Here is a 26,347-nt window from a genome sequence, read left to right on the forward strand (position 1 = left end):
GGTCCACAACATTTGCAGAGTGCAATAGTCGGACCTAGGCTGAAGCCGTGGCCAGGTCGAGGAGAGCAGTGGTGGCGGGTGCCGGCGTCGCCGGGCTGACGACGGCCTGGTGGCTGGAACGGGCAGGCTGGGACGTGCTGCTGATAGAGAAGGCCCAAGGTGTCCGCCTGGACGGGTACATGATCGATCTCTTCGGTCCTGGGCGTGAGGTGGTCGCCCGGATGGGGATCGTGCCCGCTCTGGAGCGGCATCGTGCGCCGATCAGGGGCGTCACCGCCGTCGACGAGCGCGGTCGGCGACGTGGCGAGCTGGTCGTGGCAGAGGACGAGACCGGCGACGTGATCAGCCTTCTCCGCGGAGATCTCGTCCAGGTGCTCGCCGGTGCCGTGCGTTCCCAGGTTCGCTACGGCATGACCGTTGAGGCGTGGCAGCACACGGGCAGCGGAGTGCGCGTGCTGCTGACCGACGGCACGGTCCACGAAGCGGACCTTCTTGTGGGTGCCGACGGGGTCCATTCACGGGTGCGTGAACTCGTTTTCGGTCCAGAGCAGCGGTTCCTGAGGTACCTGGGGTTCCACGTGGCCGCCGTCTCGGTGCGGGACCGCACGCTCAGCGACCGTCTCGGGGAGAGCTACCAGGTGTTGACCACGCCGAACCGAACGGTCGGCTGTCACTCGGCCGGACAGGACGACGTCTCCGCGTACTTCCTGTACCGCAACGAGAACAGTGTGCTTCCCCCGGACCCGGTGGGCGCGCTGCGATCCGAGTTCGGCGATCTGGGCTGGGTGACGCCGGCCCTGTTGCGCGCGTTGCCGGGCGACCTCTACTTCGACCAGGCCGCTCAGGTGGAGGTAGATCTGTGGCACCGCAAACGGGTGGTGCTCGTGGGCGATGCCTGCGGAGCGGTGTCGCTGTTCGCCGGGCACGGCGCTTCACTCGCCATGTCCGGGGCCTGTGTGCTCGCTCAGGAGCTGACTCGGGAAAAGGACATGATCTCCGCGTTGGTGAACTACGAGATGCGGATGAAGCCTGTTGTGGTGCGGACGCAGGAGTTCGGCCGTCGCTTCACCGAGTGGATGGCGCCGTCTACCCGATGGCGGATCTTGGCGCGCGACTGGCTCCTCCGCCTGTCCCGATGGAGGTTCCTGAACAAGATGATGGTCCGATCGGCGACTCCCGTCGCCGACGACCTGTTCGCTCGCTGCGAGCGTGAGGATCATGGACGCCAAGGCGTGAGGCGGGGAATCCACCCCGGTACTGCCTGACGGTAGGCGACGTACTGGTCGCCAAAGCTGCGCCGCAGAGCGGGTTCCTCGTGCAGACGCACCATCGTGACGAATGCCGCCGCGACCAGTGCCGCGTAGCCGAGCAGAACGAGCTGGCCGAACAACAGGGCCTGGCCGGCGATCGCGCCGAGCACAGCGACGTACATCGGGTTGCGCACGTGGCGGTACAGGCCGCCGACGACCAGCCTGTCCGGCGGCGCGATCGGCGCCGGGGTGCCGAAACCCTCGACGACGAAACGGGTGAACGCCGACAGCAGGACCACCACTGCCACCACCAGGACCACGACTCCCAGCGCCTGGGCGGGCAGCCACGAGGTGGGAGCATCTGCCGTCCGCCATCCCGTCAGCAGCCAGGGGATCAGCCCCGCCACCGTTCCGGGCGCGATGACGAGGAAGACGGCGGAACCGAGTGCGGCTCTTCGGATCTGCATGGCGGCGATTGTTCGTGGAAGCTGCCCACTCTTGGTAGGGCTGTGTCGCACAACCCGGCTCTGTTTCACCCGTTCGACGGAGGCTGCGGCGGATCGGGAGGTCCGCCGACTCCTGTGCGCGATGATCGGCTACGGTATGTCGTTCACCACGGCGCTGTCGGTGCGCTGTTCGCGAGGAGTGCTCGACATGGTCACGGTCCTGGTGGTCGATCGTGAGCCGAGGACTGTCCGCACCCTGAAGAAGGCTCTCACCGCCAGCGGACACGAAGTGCTGGTGGCAGTGGACGAGCAGACCGCCCTCGATGTCGCCGCCAGTGGCAGGCCGGACGTCGTGGTCGTCGACCCCGCGCTCTCGTCGGCCGATCCCGTCGAGCTGGTCGCGGGTCTGCGTGAACGCACTCCAGTGCCGATGATCGTGCTGTCGCCGCACGCGCAGTCGCGGCGCAAGGTGAAGGTGCTCGACGCCGGCGCGGACGACTACGTGACGAAACCCTTCGACCTCAACGAGTTGTTGGCTCGCCTGAGGGCCTTCGTACGCAGGTCGACATCAGGAGCGAAGAAGGATCCGGTCGTCGTCGCGAAGGCCTTCACGGTCGATCTCGCCACGAAGAAGGTGCACCGGCACGGCGTCGAGGTGCATCTCACTCCCATCGAGTGGGCCGTCCTCGAGGTCCTGGTTCGTGACGGAGGCCGGCTGGTGTCCCACCGGCGGCTGCTCCACGACGTGTGGGGGCCGTCCCGCACCGGCGAACTCCAGTACCTGCGGGTGTATCTGGCGCAACTGCGCCGCAAGCTGGAGGACGATCCCTCGCATCCTCAGCACCTCATCACCGAGCCGGGACTGGGGCACCGCTTCGAGCCGTGACGGTCAACGCCGCCCGAGCGCGCGTACTGCCAGTGCGATGATCGCGAAACCCGCGACGATCAGCAGCGCGATGGCGAGGCCGGACATCGGCGTCACTCCTGCTCCTGGGAACGACGGTGGTGCGTTCGATCGTAGCGCCCACGTGCCACGCGCCGGAGGTGAACCGCAGCGAAACCGAGCCCCAGCAGGACTGCCAGAACGATCAGCGCCGGTAGCGGTCCGATCGCGGTGAGCCAGTCGACCAGAGTGCTCTGGAAGGCGGACGCGGCGTCGATGACGGGGTCGGCGGGATCGGCCTCGCCCAGGAACAGCCTCAGTTCGTAGACGCCGTAGTAGGTCACGTAGAGCCCCACGAGCACCAGCAACACTCCGCCCAGACGCGAGACGTGGGGGAGAAGGCCACGTGCGCGGCTGACAAGACCGGCGCTGGCGAGTGCGGTGGCGACCGCGAGTGCGGTGACGACCAGACCCATTCCGGCGGCGTAGGCGACGAACGCGAGCACACCCTCGCCGACCTCACCACTGCGCAACGCGGCTCCCGACACCGCGAGGAACGGCCCGATCGTGCAGGACAACGAGGCGATCGCGTAGGCCACGCCGTAGCCGAACATGGTGCTCAGCCGCTGATCCGGGGCACCCTTGCGCGGCTTGGGCACGAGCAGACTGATCTCACGTCCGGTGATCAGGAACGCGCCCACCACGAGGAGGGTGAGACCGATGAGAACGGTCACGAACGGCAGGTAGCGCTGCACCGAGGCGAAGATCGGCGCGATGACCACTCCGAACAAGCCGAACACCGTGACGAAGCCCGCTGTCATCAAAGCGCTGGAACCCAGTGCGCGTCCGAGTTGCTGGCGCTGCGTGCGATCGGCGGACCCGGTGACGACCAGGGCCAGGTAGGCGGGCAGCATGGCGAACCCGCAGGGATTGACCGTGGCCACCATGCCGGCGACCACGGCGAGCAGCAGGATCTCGCTCACGCGAGCCTGGACAGGCGGTCGCGCAGGTCCTGTTCGGACAGTTGGCTCGTGACCACCTCGACCTTGCCGTCCTTGGACACGAAGGCGTAGGCGGGCTGGGCGGTCACACCGAACCGCTTCCACACCGCGCTTTCGGTGTCGGCGAGGTGCTGGAACGACTTCAGGTCGTACCTGTCCACGAAGCCCTGCATCGCGGGAACCTGGTCGAGCGCAGCGACACCGAGGAACGTGACTGAGGATCCGAGTTCCTTGGCGGCCTTCGCCATGCCGGGAGCCTCGCGTTGGCACTTGGGGCACCACGGCGCCCAGAACCAGAGCACTGCGGGCTTGCCGGCGAGGCTCGCACCGGAGAACTCCGCGCCGTCCACGGTTCTGGCGGTGAAGTCGAGTTGTTCGGGCACCGCGGCACTGGACTGAGCCGGCGTGCTCACCGACGTGGAGGTGGCCGATGCGGCGCTGGACGTGGGACCGGTCTGCGGGGCGGCGGTCTGCGTGCCGCACCCGGTGATCAGTGCGATCACTGCTGCTGCAGTGGCCACGCGTTTGGCGAACATCGAGTGCCCTTCGTCGGCTGCGTGTGACCGACATAGTGCCTCAAACGGACAGAAGCGGCGGGTGATGACACATTACGAAGTGCTGACGTGCGTCGGCGACGAGGTCAGGTGTTCTCCTGGGCACAGGCGACTTCCAGCACTCGATCTCCGGCACGAAGCACGTGTGGCTCTTCTTGATCCCGCCAACGATGAGCATCGCCGCGCACGGCGGCGAGCACCGCTGGTGCGCACTCGACGAGGTACTGGCCGATCTCGCTCCATCGAACCGCCCTGTCGACGAGCCTGAGGCCACCGTCATCACACGTGACCAACTCCGAAGGAGCCTTGTGCGCCACGACGTGGTCGGCGCCGAGATACCGGGCCACCTCTTCCCACTGAGTCTCGTGCAAGGCGACCACGAGGACGGCCTGCTCGTTGATCCAGCGAACCGCGGACAGGATTCGCAGGGCCACCACGTCGTCCGCGACCGTCACGATCACCCGCGTGGCCCGCGGGACGTCCGCATCGCGCAGAGCCGCGACGTCAGCGCCGTTGCCGATGACGGGGCGTGCCCCGTGGTACGTGCCGAGCGCGGCCACGGCGAGGTCCGTGTCGATCACCACGGTGGCCGCGCGCTGTGCACTGGACATCCTGTCGAGCACCTCGTGGCCGCGACGGCCCAGCCCGATGATCACGGTCCGTGAGATCACGAAGCTCCCAGGTGACGGTGTGCCAGTTCGAGCGCTGACGAGGCGCTAGCTGTTCTCCGCTGCGTTCTGCTGGTGCACGTCCGGGATCCCGTCTCTGTCGGAGTCGCGGTTCTCCTCGTCGTAGATGCGGCGGTAGACCCTGTTGCGTGCGCGCAGGATCACCGTCGCGATCAGAGCCGACAGCACCGAGCCGAGCAGGACGGCGACCTTGGCGTTGCTGTAGTTGTCACTGCCCTCACCGAACGAGAGTTCGCTGACCAGCAGCGAGACCGTGAAGCCGATGCCGGCGAGGATCGAGAGGCCGATCGCGTCGATCCACGCGAAGTCCTCGTTCAGCGTTGCCTTGGTGAACCGGGCCATGAGGTAGGTGGCGATGGTGATGCCGATCGGTTTGCCCACCAGCAGGCCGAGCACGATGCCCACCGTGACGCTGTCCGTCAGCGAGCTGACGAAGCCGCTCAGGCCACCGACCGACACACCTGCGGCGAAGAAGGCGAAGACGGGGACGGCTACTCCGGTGGACAGGGGTTGCCAGCGGTGCTGGAAGATCTCGGCGAGTCCGGGGCCCTCGCCGTACCTGCGGATCACCGGCACGGCGAATCCCAGCAGCACACCGGCGACGGTCGCGTGCACGCCCGAAGCGTGCATCAGCGCCCATGTGGCCACGGCCAGGGGAACGAGCAGCCACCACGCCCGGACCCTGCGCTGGACCAGGACCGTGAACACGCCCAGCGGGATGAACATCAACACCAGCGGCAGCGGCGACAGGTGATCGGTGTAGAAGAGGGCGATGATCACGATCGCGATGAGGTCGTCGACCACCGCGAGGGTGAGCAGGAACGTCCGCAGGGCGGACGGAAGGCAGCGGCCGATCACCGCGAGCACCGCGAGCGCGAACGCGATGTCCGTCGCGGTGGGGATGGCCCAGCCGGACAGGCCGGGGCCACCGAGGTTGACCACCGTGTAGATCAGCGCTGGGACGGCGACTCCGCCGAAAGCGGCGGCGATCGGGATCGCGGCACGTCGGGAGTCGCGCAGGTCGCCGGCCACGAACTCTCGTTTGAGCTCGAGCCCCGCCACGAAGAAGAAGATCACGAGCAGCCCGTCCGACGCCCATTCGGCGAGACTCAGCCGCAGGTGGAGTGATTCGGGACCGAACTCCACCGAACGGAGTGTCTCGTAGGCGGGTGCCCAGGGGGAGTTGGCCCAGACGAGCCCGACGAGCGCGGCGACCAGCATGATGACGCCGCCGACGGTCTCGAGGCGGAGGAGGTCGGCGATGCGCCGGGTCTCCGGCCAGGAACCGCGGCTGAACAGCTGGGTCTTCACTTGGTTCACAGCGCACTCCGGGTGTCGTCGGCCGCGACGCCGACCAGACTTCCCGGCACACCATGCCGCTGGGGCGCGGCAACTCACCGACCGTACCTCACGATCGGGGATTGCGGGCCGGTCGTGTGATCTTGTCCGCGAGCGTTCCCCGATGTGGCCTCGGCTGTTCCTGCTTGCGTCCGCTCACCGTCCTTTGTGGTTTCTCAGGCGGCGAACCGCTCAGGCATCTGCCCGGCGATGCGGGCGAGATCCTCCTTCGTCGGTCTGGTGACGTACTCGTCCAGCACGAGATCCCGGGCCTGGGCCCGGACGGTGGTCCTCGCCTGGTCCAGGCATGTCATGAGCTCGGCGGAGAGGGCCTGCGGGTTCCTGTCGCGAGTGCCTTCGCCGAGTTCGACGTGTGTGGTGATCCCGTCCGCGTTCACCGTGACTGACACGGAGCCGTCATCTGTGGAGGAGGTCGCGTGCAGTGAAGCGAGCAGCAGTGCCATCTCGTGGTAGCGCTCGCGTTCCTGCTCGACCGCCGCTTCGACGCGCTGCTCCCACCTGGCCTTGCGCAGCCGCAGCACGTCGCACACCACGACCGCGTCCTCCGAGGGCACGGCCCAGGTCCCAGTAGAGGTGTGCAGCGCGAGCGCGGTGCCGCCGTCGGCGCGGTCGACCGTGACGGACACCTCGTGGAGGTGACGGAATGAGACTCCGGCCTCCAGACGTCCGCCTGCCGCGCGAAACTCCCAGTCGACCCGGTCCACGCCGATGACGACGCGGGACGACGAACCGCGGAACGTCAACTGGAGAGGGGTGGAACCCAACTCCGCGACGGGGGAGGCCAGCAGGGAGCGGCACGCGCGCCGGGCGAGCGTCCACGCCGAGCCCGCGCTCAGGAATCCCAGTGCCAGCAACGCTTTCATCACCACGGCCGTGCCTGTCGCGGTGCGCGCGGCGATGCCGAAACCGGGCACCACGCCGAAGAAGAGTTGCGTGCCGGTCATCAGCACGGTGGCGGGAAACCACGACGCGGGATCTGTCAAGCCGTCGTGGCGCAACCACGCCACGAGCGAAATGCCCGCGGCCGCCGCCACGAGAACGGGAATCGCCGACCACCAGGGCACCTCCGAGATCTGGAAGTGCGGTAGCGCCGCGAACGCGAGGCACACCAGGCCGAGCACCAGCGGAAGCCCGACCATCGCGGTGAGGACGAAGGTCCTGGCGTGACGCCACCTGGCTGCCAGTGCCATGGCGACCTGAGGGTTGTCGATCATCGGAATCATGCGGGGAACAAGCACTACAGCACACCTCACCCAACGTGGTCCAACGACGAAAAAGCGTTGTTGGACAGGCGGAATCCGGGCTGCCGGTGTTCGGGCGCCCAGAAAGAACCGAACCGACGCGGGTGTCAGCTTTCGGGAGGGTGTCCTGGCCTGCCGGACTGGGGAAAGGGGGATGCGGAGACTGATCGAAGCCGGGGCATGGCACCTCTAGTCGCGTATCCGCCGCCACCGTGTTGTGACGAGCGGGCCGACCAGGCTTCCCGGCGCTCCACCCATCAAGATGCCGTAAAAGTGTGCTCAACGCAAACGTCCAGGCGTGTGAACCTGGTGTTGCGCGATCACATCGCGCCGAGCAAGGCCGACGAGTCCGCGCTCCCTCCTCACATCGCTCATCGATTCCTCAGAGTTCGACCAAGCCACGACCCCACGTGCGGTCCGAGGATGGGCCTGCACGGACCAGGCAGGTCCAGGGCGTTGAACGAGAGGGCTGGAATTGAGCATGTACACGGACATCGGTGCGACGGCGGCCGGAGCCGGGACGGCGATGCCGGAACCCGCACACGATTCGGGGCGGGCGAGCACCTTCTGCGAAGCGTTCCAGCGGACCGCCGCGGTGGACCCGGACGCGGTGGCCTTGCGGACGGTAGGCGGTACGCGGTCGATGACGTGGAAGCAGTACGCCGCGGAAGTGCGAGCGGTCGCTGCGGGGCTGAGCGCGCTCGGTGTCGGCCGCGGTGACACCGTCGCACTGATGATGGCCAACCGGATGGAGTTCTACCCGCTGGAGGTCGGTGCACAGCACCTCGGCGCCACCTCGTTCTCCGTGTACAACACGGTGTCCGCCGAGCAGCTGGCCCACGTGCTCGCCAACGCCGGCGCGAAGGTGGTGCTGTGCGAGGAGCAGTACGTCGACCTCGTCCGGCGGTGCGGGGTCGAGGTCGAGCACGTGGTGTGTGTCGACGGCGCACCTGCGGGCACCATCACCGTCGAGGAGTTGATCGGTCGCGGTGCGCCGGAGTTCGACTTCGAGGAGGCCTGGCGATCGGTGCGTTCGGAGGACGTGCTGACGCTGATCTACACCTCGGGCACGACGGGTGAACCCAAGGGCGTCGAGATGACGCACGAAAGCCTGCTCTACGAGGTGCACGCTCTCACCGGTGTGCTGCCGGTGGAGTTCGGTGATCGAATCACGTCCTTCCTGCCCTCCGCGCACATCGCGGACCGGGTGTTCTGCCTCTACCTCCACGAGGTGATGGGCAGCCAGATCACCGTGGTGCCCGACGCGCGGCAGATCGCCGCCGCGCTGCCGGACTGCCGTCCCACCATCTGGGGAGCGGTGCCGCGGGTGTGGGAGAAGCTCAAGGCCGGCATCGAGGCTGCGGTCGCGGCCGAGCAGGACGAGACGCGGCGACAGGGCCTGCAGTGGGCACTGAACATCGCGGCGCGCAAGGCGGACGCAGACCTGATCGGCGTGGAGCTGTCCGCCGAGGAGCGGGCGGCCTACGCCAAGGCGGACGAACTGGTCCTGTCCGGGCTGCGCGCCAGGATCGGACTGGACCAGGTGAGGTGGACGGTGTCGGGAGCGGCACCGATTCCCAAGGAGGTGCTGGCCTTCTTCGGCGGGCTCGGGGTCCCGATCTCGGAGCTGTGGGGGATGTCCGAGCTGAGCTGCGTGGCGAGCGTGGTGTCGCCCGCCGAGCACAGGCTGGGCACGGTCGGCAGGTTGCTCCCCGGCATGGAGGGCAGGATCGCCGAGGACGGTGAGTTCCTCGTGCGCGGGCCACTGGTGATGAAGGGCTACCGCAAGGAACCGGCGAAGACCGCCGAGGCGGTCGACGGCGACGGCTGGCTGCACACCGGTGACGTGATGACCGTGGACGGCGACGGCTACCTCTCCGTCGTGGATCGCAAGAAGGAACTCATCATCAGCGCCGCGGGCAAGAACATGTCACCCGCGCACATCGAGAACGTCATGAAGGGGGCCTGTCCGTTGATCGGTGGCATCGCCACCATCGGTGATCGGCGTCCCTACAACACCGCGCTGATCGTGCTGGACGCCGAGAGCGCCGCCGCTCACGCCGCCCGGTGCGGGCTTCCGGACTCCTCCGCCGCGGCGTTGTCGGCCGACGCGGACGTGATCGGCCGGATCAGGTCGGGCATCGCCGAAGGCAACATCCGGCTGTCCCGATCGGAACAGGTCAAGCGGTTCCAGATCCTGCCCGTCTTCTGGGAGCCGGGCGGAGACGAACTCACCCTGACCTCGAAACTGCGGCGCAAGCCCATCGCACAGAAATACGCGGCCGAGATCGACTCGCTGTACGCGGACTCGCAGGGAACAGCTGTGCACGAACCCGCAGTGACGCCCGCGCTGGCCTGAGCCCGTACTGGAGGGGTGGACACGATGGGCATGCGTGCGCGAACCAGCGCGATCATCATCGGAGCGGGCATCGCGGGACTGGCGACCGCACGCGTCCTGAGCGACCACGTCGACGAAGTGCGGATCCTGGAACGGGACCGCTTGCCCCAGCGGAGGGTCCCCCGCCCGAGTGTCCCGCAGGGACGCCACGCCCATGCACTGCTGGAGGTCGGGGAACGGCTGCTGGACACCTGGTTTCCGGGACTGACCGCCGAGTTGGAGGCAGGCGGCGCGGTCACGCTGAACGCCGCTGCCCTGCTGGGACACCAGAGCCGCGGGCGACGGGTCCTCGCCGATCCCGGATCGTTCTCGTTGTCCACGAGTCGGCCTCTGCTGGAGGGGACGATCCGCGCACTGCTGACCTCTCAGCGGGACGCCGTGTCGGTCGGTGACGAGACAGCGGTGGACGGACTGCTGGTCGAGGACGGCAGGGTGACCGGTGTCGAGGTCGACGGCGTGCGGCACCGGGCGGATCTTGTGGTCGCCTGTACCGGCCGCCACACCCGTTTCCTCGACCAGCTGGCCGAAAAGGGGTTCTCGGCGCCGCCGATGTCCGAAGTGGACATCGGCGTGACGTGCGGAACGTGTGTCGTGTCCCGGCGGCCGGACGACTTCCGCGGCGCGCTCGCCGTCGCGGTCGACGATCCGGTGGCCGGCCACCGGATCGGCATGATGGTCCCGGCGGAGGGGAACCTGTGGATCGTCTCCCTGGCGTCCTCCCACAGTGAAGAGCCCTCGGCGGAACCTTCGGCCTTCGAGGCTTTCGCCCGGTCGATGCCCCTGCCGCTGATCGCCGAGGTTCTCGCGCGGGGCGAGGTGGTGACACCGGTCATGACCTACCGGATGCCGGTCAGCAGGCGCCGCCACGTCGAACGACTGACACGACCTCCTGCCGGGTTCCTCGTGCTCGGCGACGCCGTCTGCAGCTTCAACCCCCTGCACGCGCAGGGGGTGTCGTCCGCGGCTCTTCAGGCACAAGCCCTCGGCAACGCCGTCGCCCGGCACGGCCCGTCCTCTGCCGCGCTGCCCCGCGACTTCTACCGGCGGGTCGCCAGGATCATCGACGTGCCCTGGCGGATTGCGGCGCAGGAGGAGGCAGCCGTCGGAGACGGCGCATCGGAACCGGCCGGCACCGACCTCCTCGACCGCTACCTCGGCCGGGCGCTTCGAGCCGGCCGCACCTGTGTTCCTGTGGCGCGCCAAGCGTTGCGGGTGCGGCAACTGCGCGCCAGCCCGGCGACGCTGATGACTCCGGCCATGATCCTTCGGGTCCTGCTGTCGGGGTACCTCTCACCGGCTCGGACGAGGTAGTGCCGGACGGTCATCCACCCACGAAGTCGTCGATGTGGGACAGGAACTCCGGCCAGGCGGGCTCCGAGGCGGTGAGCAGGTGGTTGCTGCTGTCGAGGATGACGAGCTGGCTGTGGGGGATGAGCGCGGCGAGCTCGCTGGCCTGGGAGGCCGGGACGCGTGAGTCGTCGCGGGAGTGGAGGATGAGCGTCGGGCATTGCACCCGGTGGGCGATGTGCGAGACGTCGATCTTCGCGAACTCCTCGAGGAACCGGACTCCGTTGGCGGGCGAGGTCGTCTGCCGCTGGAACGCGGTGAAGTCGTCCCAGTCGCTCGTCGTGCCGTCGGGCAGGAACTGTGAAGCGAAGATCCGCAGGAAGCCGGGGTCCTGGTGGCTCCACCCCACTCGGGCGACCTCCAGGTCGATGTCCGCCGCCTCGCGTTCGGCGTCGTCGCGGGCGCGCACCTGACGGCCTCGGGCGTACGCCCCGGCGAGGATCAACCGGCTGACCCGCTCGGGACGACGTACCGCGTAGGCGATGGCCACCGCGCCGCCCTGGGACACCCCGAGCAGCGGGAACCGGTCGAGTCCGGCAGCCTCGACCACGGTGTCGAGGTCGTCCACCCAGTCGTCGAACGTGAAGCTGGGCACGTCCCAGTCCGACAGCCCGCACCCCCGCTCGTCGTAGCGGACCAGCTGGCGGTGGCGGGCGAGTCCGGACAACCAGTGGGACCAGACCGGGGTGGTCCACTCGAGGTCGAGGTGGCTCATCCAGTTCGCCGCCTTCACCAGCGGCGGTCCCGTTCCGGTGGTGGCGTAAGCGATCCGCGTGCCGTCCTCGGACCGGCAGAAGCGGATCACCTGACGATGGGGGCGTACGGGCGCGTACGGGTCGGCGGAACCCTCGGGTTTCTCCGCGGGCGTAGGCCCGAACACCGCGGCGGGGGCGACGAACTGATAGCCGCGCCGGTGCACGGTGCGGATCGACTGCTGTTGTTCGCCGGTGTCACCGATGGCGAGACGCACGGTCCTCAACGCCGTGGTGAGCGCGGCCTCGCTGACGAAGCGGTCACCCCACACCAGGTCGAGCAGTTCGTTCTTCGGCACCACCCGATCCCGATGCGTCACCAGGTGGCACAGCAGGTCGAAGGCTCGCGGCTCGACGTGCACCAGCGCGCCCGCGCGACGCAGCTGGTGGCCGGTGACGTCGAGTTCGTACTCGCCGAAGCGCACCACTTCCCCAGCCATCAGCCCAGCCTACTGATCTTGCCCGGCTGAGCCCCCACCGCGGTGGGAGTCCTCCTCGGCGAGGAAGGTGTGGAGCTCGTCCAGGAAACGGGGCCACGCCGGTTCATCGGCGGTCAGCAGGTGGTTGCGTCCGTCGAGCACGACCACCCTGCTGTCGGGGATGAGCTCGGCCAGTTCCATCGCCTGGGAGAGCGGAATCCGCGTGTCGTCACGGGAGTGCACGATCAACGTCGGGCAGGGGACCCGCCGCGCCAGATCGGCGACGTCGAGGCGGGACTGTTCTTCCAGGAACCGGGCACCGTTGGCCGCCGACACCGAGCGCCGCTGCAAGTTCGTGAACATGTCCCACTTCTGAGGCGAGTCGTCGGCGAAGAACTGGGAACCGAAGAACCGCTGATAGCTGTGGTTCTGCGCGTGCCAGCCGGCCAGGGTGAGCCTCAGGTCGAGAGCGGCCTCGCCCTGCTCGGTGGCGTCGTGTGCCTGCGCCAGCCGGCCACGCGCGTAGGCCGCGTTCAGCACCAGACGGCTGACTCTCTCCGGCCTGAGCGCGGCATAGGCCACCGCCAGAGGACCACCCTGGGAGACGCCGAGCAGCGGGAAGCGGCCGAGCCCCGCCGCGTCGGCGACCGCGTCGATGTCCTCGATCCACTCCTCGAGCGTGAAAGTCGTTGTCCAGTCGGACAAGCCGTATCCCCGCTCGTCGTACCGGATCAGGCGGCGACCACGAGTGAGGCCCTCGAACCAGTGCGCGAACTCGGGCACGGTTCGTTCCAGATCCATCTGGCTCAGCCAGTTGGCGGTTCTCATGAGAGGAGGTCCCTCGCCGGTGACGGCCCAGGCGAGGCGCGTGCCGTCAGCCGTCCGGCAGAACCGGATGACGTCGCGGGACCAAGAGGTGTCGACAGCGGCATCGGTCAAAGCAGGGGGCTCGGTTACCTCTGTGTTCGTCGAAGCCACGAACTGGTAGCCGCGCCGGTGTACGGTGCGGATCAACTGTTGTTGACTGCCGGTGTCACCGATGGCCAAGCGAACGGTGCGCAGTCCGGTGGCGAGAGCCGCGTCGGAGACCGGCTCGCCACTCCACACGGTCGTCAGCAGTTCCCTTTTGGACACCACCCGGTCGCGATGCGCCACCAGATAACACAGCAGGGCAAAGGCTTTGGGCTCGATGCGGACGGGTTGCCCGTCGTGGCGGAGCCGGCCACGGCCCGGGTCGAGGTCGAACCGTCCGAAACGGTAGATCGCCGAGCTCACCACCCAAGCCTACTGTCTCGGCAGTCGCCGACTCGTCCGCCGGATGCCGGATGCGCACTGCTGCGTCCGCGACGCACGCCGGGTGGGCCACGCCTTCGCACGACCCACCCGACCGGTCACTTGACGATGGTCATTCCGCCGACGCGGCCTGCCTTGGAAGTGTCGCCACACCAACTCTCGAACGGGCTTCCGGCGATTGCGCTGCCGTCGATGCGATGCTGCAGAGCACGTTCTGGCCCAGGCTGGGTCACCGTGACGTCCTGGATGTTCCAGGTCTTCCGGCCGTGGAAGTTGTTGCTGAACTTCAGTTCGTAGTGGCCCTTGTAGTCCAGGAGCAACGGCCGGACCCACAGCTGCGCGTAGTCACCGGGCTGCACGGTCACCTCGACCGACTTCGAGAGGGTCGACGACCAGTTCCACTGCTGGTTGAAGCTGGTGCTCATCGATGCCTCGACCTGCACCGCACCGGGGAACCCGCCGCTCGCGGAGACACCGATCTCGACCCCGATGTCGATCGCGCCACCGACCGTGTCCTCCCATCCCGTGCCGTAGGTGCCCACTGACGTCGAGCAGTTGACCAATCCGTCGCCCGCACGCCATGAGCCGTAACGCTCAGAAGGCCGGCCCTCGTCGTCGAACTTGAACTTGCAGCTCTTGCCGCACTTCTGGAGCAGTTCGAGCCTCGTCGGACCGCCCTCGACCCGGACGAAGCGGTTGTTCGGAATAGGGGTGATGACGGGGGAGCCGAGACGGCGAAGGCGGTCGTTGGCGTACCACTCGATACCGTAGGTGTTATAGTAGCAGCCGTTGAAGGTCGCCACCGATTTGGGAATGACGTGAGGCAGCGAGAAAGTCGCTGTTTGGGTGTAGTTCTTGCACGGTGCAACCGGGCCCGACAGCGTCGCGAACGAGGGCGTTGTCGACATCAGGTGGCTCGTCCCGCTGAAGTCCTCGCCGACGAAGACGATTCCGGTCAGGAAGTGGTTCGATCCGCCGGCCTGCTTCGCCTGGTTCCCGGCAACGTTGACCTTCGCCAGGAGCGCGTTCCACGCGTTGTCGTCCAGAAGTTCGGCCCCGCTCTCGGGCCCATCGGCGACCCGCCCGTCGGTCGCGAGGCTGATCGCGGTCCGCAGACTCGTGAAGCAACGTGTGATCTGGTCGGAATAGCCGGACGCGGTTCTGACGCAGTGCGTGCCCTCTTCGCTTGCCTGTGGCGCCGTTGCGAACGCCGGTGTGCCTGCGCTCACGACCCCGAGCGCCGCCACCACCGCTACCCAGCGTGTGGGCCTGAAGAGTCGGCGTCCGCTGTCCTTCTGTCGCCCACTTATAATGCTTTCGCGCATTATTCTCGACACATTCCTTCCGTTCGCTTGCGCTTTTAGGCGAGATGAAATCTGTTTGCTAGAGATAATCGTAGGTGCAACTCGGTGTTCGGCACATGAGCGAACTCTGGGCAATATATGAGCGGAAATGAGCGAGATGTAGTCGATGTGGTGTGGCTGGGATTATCGTGGTGGTCCTGGTGTGGTTGTGTTGTTCGAGGCGGCAACCGCCAACCTGGGCAAGGGGTCCACCAGCCGATGCGGGTCGTCCCACCACCTCGTGGTCCTCGAGGAGGATGTCCGTCAGCTGGCCGAATGTCTGGAACAACCGGGATTCTCATTGCGGTCCGGGCAACGCCGTGCCGCCTGAACATGGCGGGCTGCCCGCAGGTCGGCGCCACCCGCTGCGTCGGCATCACCGGCAGGCAGGCGAAAACCGCTCGCCGGTCGAGTCCGTCCCCTCGACGGGTTTCTGCGACCCCGGGCCGAGCTACCCGGACATGGACTCGCCGTTCGCGCCGCGGACCACGGGGTCGGCTGACACGCAGCCCAACGGAAGGACGGCAGGGACGATGAGCACCTCCACCCGTGACAACACGGGCACCGCGTTCTTCGGACACCCACGCGGATTGGCGAACCTGTTCGGTGTGGAGATGTGGGAACGGTTCTCCTTCTACGGGATGCAGGGCATTCTCACGATCTATCTCTACTACTCGGCCACGGAAGGTGGTCTCGGCCTCTCTGAAACCACCGCGACCAGCATCGTCGGCGCCTATGGCGGTCTGGTGTACCTGTCCACGATCGTCGGCGCCTGGACAGCCGACCGCGTGCTCGGCTCGGAGCGGACACTCTTCTACAGCGCCGTTCTCATCATGCTCGGGCACATCTCGCTGGCGGTGATACCTGGGCTGGCCGGTGTGGGCCTCGGTCTGTGCGCCGTCGCGCTGGGCAGCGGTGGGCTGAAGGCCAACGCGACCGCGCTTGTCGGTTCCCTCTACGCCGAGGGTGACGAGCGGCGCGATGCCGGGTTCTCGCTGTTCTACCTGGGCGTCAACCTCGGGGCGTTCATCGGGCCGCTGCTCACCGGCCTCGCACAGCAGCAGCTCGGGTTCCACTTCGGGTTCGGACTGGCCGCGATCGGCATGGCGGCCGGGCTCGTCCAGTACACGATCGGCCGCAAGAACCTGCCGCAGGACGCGAACGTCGTGCCGAACCCGTTGCCGGCGAAGGGACGCGCGGTCGCCGGTGCCGGTGCGGTGGCTGTTGTCGCCGGTGTGGTCCTGTTCGTACTTGCCGGGGTGATCACGGCCGGGAACCTCGCCTCGGTGACGGTCCTGGTCGTGGCGGTGGCGGCGGTCGCGTACTTCGCCGTCATCCTGAGCAGCAAGAAGATCACGCGGGTGGAACGGCGGCGGGTGCTGAGCTTCATCCCGATGTTCCTGGCCAGCTTCGTGTTCTTCTCCCTTTTCCAGCAGCAGTTCACGGTCGTCGTCCTCTACGTCGACCAGCGGCTCGACCGCACGCTGTTCGGCTGGGAGATGCCGGTGGCGTGGGCGAACTCGATCAATCCGATCTTCATCATCCTGCTGGCGGGAGCGTTCGCGGCCATGTGGACGCGGCTCGGGCCGCGTCAGCCGTCCGCACCGGTCAAGTTCGCGCTCGGCACGGTGATCATGGGTGTCGCGTTCCTGATGTTCCTGCCCTTCGCCACAGGTACCGGCAACACCACGCCGTTGCTGATGCTCGTGCTGATCCTGCTGACCTTCAGCGTTGCGGAGCTGCTGCTGTCCCCGGTGGGCTTGTCGTTGTCGACGAAGCTGGCGCCAAAGGCGTTCCGCACGCAGATGGTCGCGTTGAACTTCCTCTCGATCGCGCTGGGCACCGCTACCGCGGGCGCACTCGCGAGTTACTACAGCGTCGACAACGAGGCGGCGTACTTCAGCGCTGTCGGTGGTACGGCGGTCGTGTTCGGAGTGCTGCTCGCACTGGCCAGCCCGTTCATCCGCAAGCTGATGAGCGGGGTGCGCTGATCGCTACGGGCCAAGGCACGCCGGCGCGGACAGCAGGTTGCTTTCTGATGGGCGCCCTGGTCGCTGGAGTGTTGGAAACAGCGACGGCACACGATGCGTGTTCGAGCACTGTGCGGCTGATCGCGCCGGACAGGGCAGTGTCCCGCATGGCCGGAACCGTCGAACCGACGACCACCCACCCCGACTGCGCACTTCAGCGGACGGGTCTGCGGCACACCCGGCGTCCACCTCGCGACTTGCGGCGCACGGTGAAGCGGAACTTCCCGTTGTCGTCGGGTTGGACGTCGAGCACCTGATCCGTGAGGCAGCGAGCGGTGGTGGGGTCGAGGAACACCCGTGAGCCGAGGTCTCCCGCCGCGACCTGGTCTCCTTGCACGGGCCGTTCCCTGACCGACAGCGCGAAGCCTGCGCTGTGCTCAGGGCGCCTCCTGGCCAGCGAGATCCTGAGCCCGCCCGCGGAGCTGCGGCTGTGCAGCGAGATGAGTGTGCTGATCGCCTGACTCGCTCGCAGGCTGACGTCGAGCATCCTGGCTCCTGATGTCGGCTTGGCTCTGACTGGTTCACCTTCGACACCGGATACCCCGAGCCTGCGGCTGAATACGCGGTCGGTACAAATGTTGGGCAGACGAAAGATTGAGCGGTGATCACGCTGCGAACCGGGGTGAAGCCTTCCGGTTTCCGGCGATCGGCCGCGTCCGCTCGCGATGCCGCGAGTTCAGACAGGCGGATCAACCGATGCGGGTCGTCGAACCGCGAGGCATGCTGTGCACATGGCCGTTGATCCACGTGGTGCGGACTTGAAACGACTGCTCGCCGAGGACTCGGGCGGGCCGGTGGTGATGCTGAACCTGCTGCGGTTCGCCGAAGGCGGTGCCGACTCATACCGCGAATACGCGCGCCATCTGAGCGAGACCTTCCTGCCTCGTCACGGCGGCGAGGTCCTCTACGCCGGAACGGGATCCACGGTGCTGGTGGCTGATGAAGGGCAGAGCTGGGACGCGGTGATCGTCGTGCGCTATCCGGACAGGACCGCGTTCAGTCGTATGGTGGCCGATCCCGAGTACCAGGAGGTGACGCGCTTGCGCACGGCGGCGCTGACCGAGGCGGTCCTCCAGGCCACGACCCCTTGGAGCTGATCCGAACTCGGTCGCTCACGGGCGAAGGTGGCGTTCAGCATGCGGCCAGAGGGCTGAAGGGCGTGACAACGCTGGGACAGAAGGGAAGTCGCGACGCGGCCGGTGATCGAACCCGCAGGAGCGTTCGTTCACCGAGTCGCCCGCCTGACGGCCAGCCCTGGGCACGAGAGTGAACGTCGGGGTGCCACCGAGCCGGTTGCCGAACACAAAGGGTCCACTGTGGATGAACTGATCCGTGTGCTTCGGACGTTCGGGCTTTCCAGGTGCGGATACTCGCCGACGCTTCGCCGACCGACCTCTGGACTGAACCCGCGCTGAATCCGAATGGTTACCGTGCGCGACCGCCAGTCTTGTCGGGGATGTTCACGCAGCGCATACTGATGCCCTCTCATTTGGTTGGGAGCTGCCCCGGCCCCCGGCAGTCGACGTTGTTGGACTCGACCACCGGAGCACTGGCCCGTGCCTGAGCATCAGTTCGTCCCCGGCGACATTCCCCGCGCCCGCATCCTGGACGCTGCCACAACGCCCACCGGGAATCTCCCGGCGGAGTTCATCGCCGTTCCTCGAGACGGGTGGCCCATGCACGACCACCTGGTCCATCCGCCTGCCCTGGTATCTGGTCAGGTACCCGTGCACCGCGCCCAACCAGGTCTGACGGCTCCCAACGTCCCGGCGGGTATTCCGGCCCTGCGAGTGTGTTCCGCACGGGTGGGGGCCGCTGTGGTGGTGCGCGTCAGCGGCGAGGTCGACCGGGTGACCGCGCCCGCGTTGACCACGGCGCTGCGGGCCGGCTGCCAGGCCGCCGACCCGTCGGATTCGCTGGTGGTCGACCTGACCGGGATCAGGTTCTTCGCCGTGGCAGGGCTGGCCGCGCTGGTCATCACCCATCGATACTGCCGTCGCCGGGACCTCACCATGCGCGTCGTGGCGACCCACCGCAGCGTGCTGATGCCGCTGCACGTCACCGGCCTGGACACTCAGTTCATCGTCATTCCTGATGCCGCATGACCCGCCCCGTTCCGGTTCGCTCACCCGTACCGGCCCGACCGGCGGGAACCCGCTGCGCGGGAACGCGCGTCCCGCGATGCTGGGAACAGGACACGATGGTGCCGCGATCCGCCACTCGGGATGGCGTCGAATCCGTGGGCAGGGCGGCGCCACACCAGGTCCGGTTCGCCGGAACGATCGACGCGGAGAGCCTCCCCGACCTCGTCGAACGCGTCCGGCGTGTCCCAATCGGGACAGATGTGGAACTGGACCTGTCCGAGGTGCGTCATCTGGGTGCCGCAGGGTTGGCGGTGCTGGTCCGGTTGCGCCGCCAGCGGGCCCGCGGCGGCGCTACCCTCTCCGTGACCGGGGTGCACCCCGCCGACCGCCGACTCGTGGCTCTGGTGGGTCTCCCGGAATCGCCACCGCCCGAGCGGGCATCGCGGATCGCGCCATGACGACATCGGCCACACCCTCAGGACCGGTCCCACCCCGCACCCGCTCGGGTGCTCCCGGGCTGACGATCTCGGTGCGGGTTGACGACGGCGTGGTTCTGCTCGTCGTCGCCGGACCGATCGACGCGGAGACCGTTGCGGGGTTGCGCACGGAACTGCTCGAGCTGTGTGTGGTGTGTCCTGGTGTCCTTGTCGTCGACCTGTCCGCCTACACCGCTCCTAGCGACACTCTGCTGCAGATCCTGCAGGAGGCCCAGAAGCGGTCGTCCCAGCGCGGCCGGTGCCGGCTGCTGGTGTTCGCCGAGCATCCTGACCTTGCCCACGCCCTGGACACCGCCGGCGTTGTCCGCCTCCACCGGCACCGTAGCCCGGACGAAGGAGTTCCACGTTCCGCACGCCGAGTTCTGGGTCGGCTGTGAGGAAGTGACGAGAGCACCGGTGGTGGCTGGTGAAGCCCAGCGGGTCAGTCGGCGGCGGATGGTATTCGCGACGTCGGATCCGGAGTCACCTGGACAGCTCGTGCGGACCCGTGACCGTGCCGCAGGCATTCGTCCACGAGATGCTGCGGCGAACTGCCCAACGACTCGGCGAGGATCCCACCCTCGTTGATCCGCACGTGCGGGTCACACCGCCCGCCACCGTCCGTTCAGCGCCCGCCTGACCTGATCGCCGAGGTGCTTCAGGTGCTCGCGTTCGGTGCTGTCGAAGTCCTGGATGTCGGCGGTAGCGCACAGACGTGCCAGCTGCTTTTCGATCGCCCGCCGGTGATCGGGCAGGTCCACCGCCCACGCGAGTTCGCGCAACAGGGTCAGCAGCCGGTCCAGCACCGCCGGGTCCGCGGCACCGTAGCGTCGTGGCTGCGACACCGCCATGTCCAAGAGATCCTCGAAGTCAGCCCGGTACAGCACCACTCTGACGAGGTGCCGGTCGTCGGAAAGGGCGTGGTGTCCCAGTTCGTGTGCGGCGAGTTGGGCCAAGAGCGCGGCGGAGTGGCCCAGCGCGTGGACGGCGGTGGTCGGGTCGTTGATGCCGGGCGAGAGCGCCTTGATGGCGACGTCGGTGAGCTGTCGCAGCCCGAAACCGACGTCCTGGGCGGCGGTCCGCTCGGTCTGCGTCGAGACCGCGGACCGTGCACGTGACAGCAGGTGCGTCGAGGTCTCGTGCGCGAAGGGTTCGGCCGTGCGTGGCCAGCACACCCCGATCGGTGTGCCGGCGACGACGGAGTTACCAGGACGACGATCGATGACGATGATGGCGTCGGCGTCGACCGCTGCGGAGAGCAGGGCGCTCTCGTCGACTCTGCCGAGAAATCCGGAAGTCGAGGCGATCACCGGCACTGCGCTCGCCGGGGGCACCGGAAGCACGGGCCGTGATGAATCCTCACCGCGTTCGGTGAGAACACGGCTCACCGTGGCGGCGGCATCTGCGTGCACGTCGCGCACCATCGTCTCGACCCGGATCTTGCGTGCCAGGTGGGCCAGGAACAACACCAGGAACACCACACTGGACAGGGCGAGCAGGAAGGCCACCGTCACCGATGCCTGCGGGACAAATGCTTGCTGGGCACCATCTGCGGTGCGCACTGTGCGCAGTACCGTGAGGGCGTAAGCGAACGTGGCGAGGAACAAGGCCAGAGTCGCGTGGACGAACCGGTCGCTGGTGAACGTCCGAAGCAGCCGGGGCGAGAACTGGCCACTGGCCAGTTGCAGCGTCACCACCGTCAGCGAGAACGTCAACGACGTCACCGTGATCAGCGAACCCGCGATCGCGGCCAGCACCGCGCGAGCCGCGTCGGCGCCCCCGCCGAACAGGTACGCCGTCCACGCGGCGGGCAGTTCGTCGTCGATCCGGGCGTCCACCTCCGGCAGCGTCACTCCCAGGGCCACCGCGAGAACGACCCCCGCTGTCGGCATCGGCCACAGCTGCGTGCGTACGGTGTCCCGAAACGCGCTCACCGCACCGCGAAACCCGGACATGGCCATCAGTTGCCTCGCTTCCGAGAATTAGGGCTCGCACACCGGACCGGCGAGGCCGCCGGAACCGGACTGCGGCGTTCTCCCGCGACAGTCCCTTTCCTGTCGGGCGGTTGTCCCAGGTGGTCCTGACGGCGCTCGGCGAGGCGACGTCGCCTGGCGGTTCTGACCATTGATCGGACTCAACGTTCGAGTGCGGCCATTGCGGCGCGAGCCGACCCTCCGGCCGGTTGAAGGATTGCCCAGGGTCGGCGTGGTAGCCGAGGTTCGCAAACGTCGCCCCGCTACGGCGAACGGCGACGCTCGACTAAGTGGTGAGTTTCGTCGACGGCGTCAGCGGTACAGCCCACGCGCGGCCTGGGCAGGGCCTCGGTGAGCCGTGATGCCGCTGTCGCGCGCAGGACGCTCAGCAGGTCGGCAACCTGCGTGAGCGAGCGGCCGTGGAGATAGGTCAGAAGCAGTACGTCGCGTGAGCGGGCGGGCACAACGGATTGCAGCTGACCAAGGCCGACGCAAGCCGACGCTGGGGATGCCGGCGTGCCGTAAGGGGCATGCGTGGTCTCGAGCCGGTCAAGTGCGCATTGGCGGATCATGGTCATGAGCAGCGCGACCACGTCACCGCGGTCGGGACTGTACAGAGGAGCGGTGTGCCACAGCTGCAGGTAGACGTCGCGAGTGGCTTCCTCTGCCGTAGCCGGGTCGGCGAGGATGCTACTGGCGAGGCCGAACACCGGCCGTACTGTGCGGTCGTAGAGTTCGGCGAACGCAGCAAGATCACCCCGCCCAGCTCGCTGCATCAGCATCTGACAGATCGCTGGACTATCGCTGTCGGTCATTGCGCCGCTCCCCGAGTGGACACCGTGTGGACACCACCGGGGGCTGGGGCGGCGCGCTCGACCGCCGGAATACCCGAATGCTCAGCGAGCAAACACCTCACAACGGCGCGTTGACGATCATGTTCTGAGCGTTTGACAACCCTCTTTGGGAACGACGGACCTGCTGAATTTCAATTACGATCTGTTTACCGACGCAGGTCGCCACACTGGCGAAGGTAACCATGCCACAACCGTTCGACTAGTGCGTGTCCTGTAAGCCGTTGATCTCGGCGTCTGGTATTTCTGCGTGGTGGTGGGTCGTGGTGAGTTGACGGATCGGGTGTGGGCGGCGGTGGCGTTGATCACCGGTAGGTGATCAACGCGATCCTGTGGAAGCTGCGGACCGGTGCGCCGTAGCCTGTCCTGCCCGACCGCTATGGGCCGTGGAAGACCGCGCATGAACGGCTGCAGTTGTGGACCAAGGACGGCACCTGGGCCCGCATCCTGGACGAGGTGATCGTCAAAGACGACTTCGTCGGCCATGTCGAGAGGGTCATCAGCATGGACTCGAGCGTCGTGCGGGCGATTGCTCGATCTGGACGGCGGTGGCTGCTGCCGCACTGGCCACCGCTGAACGTGGGTGGAGTCGCCAGCAGAACGCACTGGTCGCGGACGCGCTCGCCCTGGTGGCCGCGATCGAGACCCAGGTCCGGGTGATGGAGGAGCACTGCCTGCTGCGCGCACACGGCGACGCCTACTCGGAGTACGCCTCGCGCTCAGGCCGGTTCGTACCAGGCCTCGGCGGACTCACCTAACAATCGGGGCGATGGGGTTCGGGTCTTGCGGTGGGATCAGGCCAGCGATCTTCGCCGCGTCATCGAGGTACTCGATCGGTACGTGGGTCGCGGTTTTGCTGAGCAGGTGTTCCACTCGTTCTTTGACGTCGAAACCTGGGTTCACAACCACGACCGGCGTTCCGTCCGTGTAGCCGTGCTGGAGGAGAAACCGCACGAGCAGGTCGGTCTCGGGGAACGAGTAGCCGACGAGCCAGATACGGTCGGCGTCGCGCAGGCTGTTGAACGCGTGACGCCACTCGAGCCTGATGGTCTCGTTGTTGAAAAAGTTGGTCTTGCCGGCAGTCGGAGGCACCACCAGTGGAACTTTGTCGGCGATCAGCCAGTCTTTGATCGGTCTCTCGTCGTCGGCAGACCAGCCGTCTACACGACAGGCGTCATAGATGGTCTCACCGTAGAAGGTCTGGCGACCTGAGTACATCCAGGAACGTGACCCATGGAGCTTCATGAGGTTGAACGTCTCGACGAACGAGGGCCCAAGGACGCCACCCGACCTGGCGAAGATCGGCATCATGGGGGTCGTCCGGAGCTGGACTGGGGTGACGTAGTTGATGTCGGTCGATCCTCCGGCCCCGTAGACCTTCACCACATCGGTGTACGCCGCCTCGACGAGATTGTCGTAGTTGAAGGTGATGACCTTCGCGCGGTCTTCGTGCCACCGTGCGACGAGAGCCCTCAGCCAGTCAGGAGGAGCTGAACGGCGTGCCTTGATCTCGCGCTCGAAGATCACTTCGCAGATGAGGCGCGAAGCGGAGAGGAACGTAGCTCGGTGCCGGAGGTGTTCTTCCTCGGTAAGCCACGGCTGATCCTCCGCGAGGAACGAGAGCCAGTTCTCGAAGTCAGCGATAGGCAAGCGCGTGTCGTGTGGCAAGATCCGCTTGTCGAGCCGCCGTTCAAGCTCCTGGCCGAGCTCGTTGAGCAGCGGCATCGAGTTGCTGATAGCTCTTGAGAAGCCGGCTCCGAGCACGAACACTTCGGCCACGACGGTCTCCAATCTGGTTATTCGGGACGCGGCAGCACAACCGGAATCAAGGACAAGCGGATCGCGCGGCGGTTGTCTACCGTGGACGCCAGGACGAACTCTCGTGGCGCGTCGGGTTCGATCGCAGGGCGCTCGGTCAGGCACTGCTTGTGCTGCTGTATGCAGGTGGCGGCCTTATCGATGATGGTCGAAACGTCCTTGCGATCACGGACGAACAGGATCAGGGCGATGCGGGTGTCCCGCCACACCGTGTAGCCCAGCAGTTGGTCGATGGCTTCGACGAACCTCGTCTCGCCGTGCCATATCTTGCATTCGGCGACGAACGCGTCGCGGTCCTGCCAGCGCAGGAGGATGTCCGTCTTGCCCTTGCCCAGGAAGGTCTCGCCCGTGGCAAGACCGCGGTAGTTGGCGTTGAGTAAGAAGAGGAGGACGTCGCGGATCGTCTCCTCGGACTCGCCGACGAGCTTGTCTGCCGTGGCAGGCAACCGCTCAAGCGCAACGCCGAACGACGTGATCAGTTTGACGAGGCTGTTGGCGATGTCGTCGGCGAGCGCGTGCTCGGGCGTGCCTGATGCCTTGGAGCGCTCTACCTGCTCAAGCGTCAAAAGGGTCGGCGCGAGCGGCACTGCGAGAGACGCCGTTGCCACCGGTTCAAGCGGGATCGACAGGCTGGCCGCCGCGCTGCGAAGGCCGATGACACGCGCTCGCCGCGACTTGATGACCGGCGATATCGCGGCTCGAACCTCGGCACGGTGCTCATCGATCCTCTGATTGGCAACCTTGGCAGCCACCGTCAGCGACTCTTCGACCTTATCCCAGGCATCGCGGAGGACTGACTCGAACGTCAGCCACACCTCGTCGTCGGCCGCGGCAAGGCTCAGATTCAGTGAAATCTGCCAGGCCGGATAGTCGGGTTTTTTGGTTCGGAGCAGGGGATCGGTGGTGCCACCGCTGTTCATGATCCGGTCGGGCACGTCGAAGAGGGCGGAACCGGCACCTTCGCACGGCACGTTCAAACTGAAGTGTGCGGGATGAGCGGTGTCGCTTGTCTCGAAGCCGAGTGCGTTGGTCTCTTGCATCTTGTTCCACTTGAGATCGAACCGCGGCACCACTGGAGATGCGGCGTGGTTGGCGAGAACTGCCTCGATGAGCGCGTCCCCGTCGTGCGCCGCAAGCTCGTCCTCCGACAAGCGGTGGGCAGTCGCCAGTGCCTGCGCGAGGCGTTCGGGGAACTTTGTTTCCCACATCGGGATCGGCTCTGGGCGGCGAGGATTCGACACGAGACTCAGTATCGGCCACCGAACCCAGTCGGCCCGGAGGTCAAGGCGTGTCGCCGTTGAGTTCCTCCATTGCCACCAGATTGTCCTCGATCGCGCGGGCGAGCAGCTCCGACTTGGAATACGCGGATTGGCCTGCCTTCTCGTGCTTCTGCCGTGCCCGGCGGATGTACATGTCGACGGTGTGCGGCGAGACCGCATCTCACGCGCTACTGAGGTGTTCGACGACGACTGGAACCAGAGCAGCAGCGCGCTGCGTTCCTGTTCGGACAGCTTCAGTCGGTCGGCGGCGCCGTCGCTGATCAACGCTCCCGCCATGACCGGGCCGACGTACGGCTGGTCGGCTGCGACGGCGACCACCGCCTTGACTCATCGCGCTGACGGAAGAGTTTCTTGCGGCAACGGAACGCCGCGAGGTGCTTTGATACTGCGATGACGGTCGCCGCGTTCGTGATCTCATGCTTCGGTCTACTTGTCGCGTGTCTCGCTGCCTGGTACGGCCGCGGCCAGAAACGCGCGGCGGAGAAGTCAGCGGACGAGGCCAAGCGCTCTGCCGACGCCGCCGTGGCTCTCGCGGAGGTCGAGGCCGCTCGGCGTGCGGAGGAAGTGGCGGAATCCGAGCGTGGCCGTGTTCGCTTCGTTCTAGAACACGAGGGTGGCCAGCGGTACCTACTTCAGAACGTCGGAACTGACAGTGCGTACGGCGTTCAAGTCGATACCGACGGCATGGGCTTCCAAGACGAGGTCACCGAATTCGAGGAGTTCGAAGCCCAGACTGAGCACAGGTACATGCTTGCCAGAACGATGGAAACTGCCGGCAACGCCCAGGTGATCGTGACCTGGCACCTGAAGGAAGACCGATCTGACGAGTCGCGAACTGCACGGCTCTTCGGACCGTAGTC

The 26,347-nt window shown here is 66.9% G+C and carries 26 protein-coding genes; 11 read left to right on the plus strand and 15 right to left on the minus strand.

All coding sequences use genetic code 11. The features are described 5' to 3' along the window. The first annotated feature begins 47 nt into the window (after positions 1-47). A complete protein-coding gene (locus ACH413_RS40735; RefSeq protein WP_360046381.1) occupies positions 48-1,265 on the plus strand; it encodes an FAD-dependent oxidoreductase in 1,218 nt (405 codons plus the stop codon). Here ACH413_RS40735 and ACH413_RS40740 read toward each other — a convergent pair. Next, positions 1,217-1,717 carry an isoprenylcysteine carboxylmethyltransferase family protein gene (locus tag ACH413_RS40740; RefSeq protein ID WP_360046383.1) on the minus strand — a complete coding sequence of 167 codons (501 nt, stop codon included), beginning with the start codon at positions 1,715-1,717 and terminating at the stop codon, positions 1,217-1,219. The genes ACH413_RS40735 and ACH413_RS40740 overlap by 49 nt on opposite strands. Before the next feature lie 187 nt (positions 1,718-1,904). Here ACH413_RS40740 and ACH413_RS40745 point away from each other — a divergent pair, with 187 nt between their 5' ends. Continuing rightward, positions 1,905-2,582 (plus strand): response regulator, encoded by a 678-nt coding sequence (locus ACH413_RS40745; protein ID WP_360046450.1) that lies wholly within the window; start codon positions 1,905-1,907, stop codon positions 2,580-2,582. A 92-nt stretch (positions 2,583-2,674) separates the two neighbouring features. Here ACH413_RS40745 and ACH413_RS40750 read toward each other — a convergent pair whose 3' ends face one another. From ACH413_RS40750 to ACH413_RS40770, 5 genes are all read right to left on the minus strand, one after another. Then, the gene (locus tag ACH413_RS40750; RefSeq protein ID WP_360046385.1) at positions 2,675-3,562 is read right to left on the minus strand and encodes a cytochrome c biogenesis protein CcdA; all 888 of its coding nucleotides are present in this window, start codon (positions 3,560-3,562) and stop codon (positions 2,675-2,677) included. Beyond that, positions 3,559-4,116, minus strand: coding sequence for a redoxin domain-containing protein (locus ACH413_RS40755; protein WP_360046387.1), 558 nt, complete (start codon positions 4,114-4,116; stop codon positions 3,559-3,561). Before ACH413_RS40755 ends, ACH413_RS40750 begins: the two co-directional genes overlap by 4 nt. A gap of 104 nt (positions 4,117-4,220) precedes the next feature. Further along, positions 4,221-4,805, minus strand: a complete 585-nt coding sequence (locus ACH413_RS40760; protein ID WP_360046389.1) for an NAD-binding protein — start codon at positions 4,803-4,805, stop codon at positions 4,221-4,223. Positions 4,806-4,850: 45 nt separating this feature from the next. Next, complete coding sequence (gene nhaA, locus ACH413_RS40765; RefSeq protein ID WP_360046391.1) at positions 4,851-6,143, minus strand: Na+/H+ antiporter NhaA; 1,293 nt, start codon at positions 6,141-6,143, stop codon at positions 4,851-4,853. A 194-nt stretch (positions 6,144-6,337) separates the two neighbouring features. Continuing rightward, the gene (locus ACH413_RS40770) at positions 6,338-7,396 is read right to left on the minus strand and encodes a hypothetical protein (RefSeq protein WP_360046393.1); all 1,059 of its coding nucleotides are present in this window, start codon (positions 7,394-7,396) and stop codon (positions 6,338-6,340) included. 508 nt (positions 7,397-7,904) lie between these two features. Here ACH413_RS40770 and fadD11 point away from each other — a divergent pair. After that, complete coding sequence (gene fadD11 / locus ACH413_RS40775) at positions 7,905-9,782, plus strand: fatty acid--CoA ligase FadD11 (RefSeq protein WP_360046395.1); 1,878 nt, start codon at positions 7,905-7,907, stop codon at positions 9,780-9,782. 30 nt (positions 9,783-9,812) lie between these two features. Beyond that, positions 9,813-11,132 (plus strand): FAD-dependent monooxygenase, encoded by a 1,320-nt coding sequence (locus tag ACH413_RS40780; protein ID WP_360046397.1) that lies wholly within the window; start codon positions 9,813-9,815, stop codon positions 11,130-11,132. 10 nt (positions 11,133-11,142) lie between these two features. Here ACH413_RS40780 and ACH413_RS40785 read toward each other — a convergent pair whose 3' ends face one another. The 3 genes from ACH413_RS40785 to ACH413_RS40795 form a co-directional block, all read right to left on the minus strand. Beyond that, positions 11,143-12,360: an alpha/beta fold hydrolase gene (locus ACH413_RS40785; protein ID WP_360046399.1), complete on the minus strand. Its 1,218-nt coding sequence runs from the start codon at positions 12,358-12,360 to the stop codon at positions 11,143-11,145. A 9-nt stretch (positions 12,361-12,369) separates the two neighbouring features. Further along, positions 12,370-13,614, minus strand: a complete 1,245-nt coding sequence (locus tag ACH413_RS40790; RefSeq protein WP_360046401.1) for an alpha/beta fold hydrolase — start codon at positions 13,612-13,614, stop codon at positions 12,370-12,372. Positions 13,615-13,730: 116 nt separating this feature from the next. Beyond that, positions 13,731-15,071 (minus strand): hypothetical protein, encoded by a 1,341-nt coding sequence (locus ACH413_RS40795; protein ID WP_360046403.1) that lies wholly within the window; start codon positions 15,069-15,071, stop codon positions 13,731-13,733. A 437-nt stretch (positions 15,072-15,508) separates the two neighbouring features. Here ACH413_RS40795 and ACH413_RS40800 point away from each other — a divergent pair, with 437 nt between their 5' ends. After that, entirely contained in the window at positions 15,509-16,966 is a 1,458-nt protein-coding gene (locus tag ACH413_RS40800) for an oligopeptide:H+ symporter (RefSeq protein WP_360046405.1), read from the plus strand. A 193-nt stretch (positions 16,967-17,159) separates the two neighbouring features. On the opposite strand, the gene ACH413_RS40805 is transcribed toward ACH413_RS40800, so the two are convergent. Beyond that, on the minus strand, positions 17,160-17,492 hold the full coding sequence (locus tag ACH413_RS40805) for an iron-sulfur cluster biosynthesis protein (protein ID WP_360046407.1): 333 nt from the start codon (positions 17,490-17,492) through the stop codon (positions 17,160-17,162). A gap of 271 nt (positions 17,493-17,763) precedes the next feature. Between ACH413_RS40805 and ACH413_RS40810 the strand changes: the two genes are divergently transcribed. The 4 genes from ACH413_RS40810 to ACH413_RS40825 all read left to right on the plus strand — a co-directional run bounded on the left by ACH413_RS40810 (position 17,764) and on the right by ACH413_RS40825 (position 19,963). Further along, positions 17,764-18,102 (plus strand): DUF1330 domain-containing protein, encoded by a 339-nt coding sequence (locus ACH413_RS40810; RefSeq protein ID WP_360046409.1) that lies wholly within the window; start codon positions 17,764-17,766, stop codon positions 18,100-18,102. Between the two features lie 459 nt (positions 18,103-18,561). Next, positions 18,562-19,110, plus strand: a complete 549-nt coding sequence (locus ACH413_RS40815; protein WP_360046410.1) for an STAS domain-containing protein — start codon at positions 18,562-18,564, stop codon at positions 19,108-19,110. 134 nt (positions 19,111-19,244) lie between these two features. Then, positions 19,245-19,547, plus strand: a complete 303-nt coding sequence (locus ACH413_RS40820) for an STAS domain-containing protein (RefSeq protein WP_360046412.1) — start codon at positions 19,245-19,247, stop codon at positions 19,545-19,547. Continuing rightward, positions 19,544-19,963, plus strand: coding sequence for an STAS domain-containing protein (locus ACH413_RS40825; protein WP_360046414.1), 420 nt, complete (start codon positions 19,544-19,546; stop codon positions 19,961-19,963). The genes ACH413_RS40820 and ACH413_RS40825 overlap by 4 nt, the downstream gene beginning before the upstream one ends. Before the next feature lie 204 nt (positions 19,964-20,167). Here ACH413_RS40825 and ACH413_RS40830 read toward each other — a convergent pair whose 3' ends face one another. Further along, the gene (locus ACH413_RS40830; protein ID WP_360046416.1) at positions 20,168-21,526 is read right to left on the minus strand and encodes a DUF2254 domain-containing protein; all 1,359 of its coding nucleotides are present in this window, start codon (positions 21,524-21,526) and stop codon (positions 20,168-20,170) included. 275 nt (positions 21,527-21,801) lie between these two features. Beyond that, positions 21,802-22,353: a sigma factor gene (locus tag ACH413_RS40835; RefSeq protein WP_360046418.1), complete on the minus strand. Its 552-nt coding sequence runs from the start codon at positions 22,351-22,353 to the stop codon at positions 21,802-21,804. 584 nt (positions 22,354-22,937) lie between these two features. Here ACH413_RS40835 and ACH413_RS40840 point away from each other — a divergent pair. After that, positions 22,938-23,147, plus strand: coding sequence for a hypothetical protein (locus tag ACH413_RS40840; RefSeq protein WP_360046420.1), 210 nt, complete (start codon positions 22,938-22,940; stop codon positions 23,145-23,147). On the opposite strand, the gene ACH413_RS40845 is transcribed toward ACH413_RS40840, so the two are convergent. From ACH413_RS40845 to ACH413_RS40855, 3 genes are read right to left on the minus strand one after another with little or no spacing between them, the layout of a single operon-like run. After that, on the minus strand, positions 23,140-24,168 hold the full coding sequence (locus ACH413_RS40845) for a hypothetical protein (protein ID WP_360046422.1): 1,029 nt from the start codon (positions 24,166-24,168) through the stop codon (positions 23,140-23,142). The genes ACH413_RS40840 and ACH413_RS40845 overlap by 8 nt on opposite strands. 17 nt (positions 24,169-24,185) lie before the next feature. Beyond that, positions 24,186-25,448, minus strand: coding sequence for a hypothetical protein (locus ACH413_RS40850; RefSeq protein WP_360046424.1), 1,263 nt, complete (start codon positions 25,446-25,448; stop codon positions 24,186-24,188). Between the two features lie 40 nt (positions 25,449-25,488). After that, entirely contained in the window at positions 25,489-25,620 is a 132-nt protein-coding gene (locus tag ACH413_RS40855; protein ID WP_360046426.1) for a hypothetical protein, read from the minus strand. A gap of 257 nt (positions 25,621-25,877) precedes the next feature. Here ACH413_RS40855 and ACH413_RS40860 point away from each other — a divergent pair, with 257 nt between their 5' ends. Further along, positions 25,878-26,345, plus strand: a complete 468-nt coding sequence (locus tag ACH413_RS40860) for a hypothetical protein (RefSeq protein WP_360046428.1) — start codon at positions 25,878-25,880, stop codon at positions 26,343-26,345. Positions 26,346-26,347 lie beyond the last annotated feature (2 nt).

The sequence above is a fragment of the Lentzea sp. NPDC020367 genome (genome assembly GCF_044387305.1).
Taxonomy (GTDB): Bacteria; Actinomycetota; Actinomycetes; order Mycobacteriales; family Pseudonocardiaceae; genus Lentzea.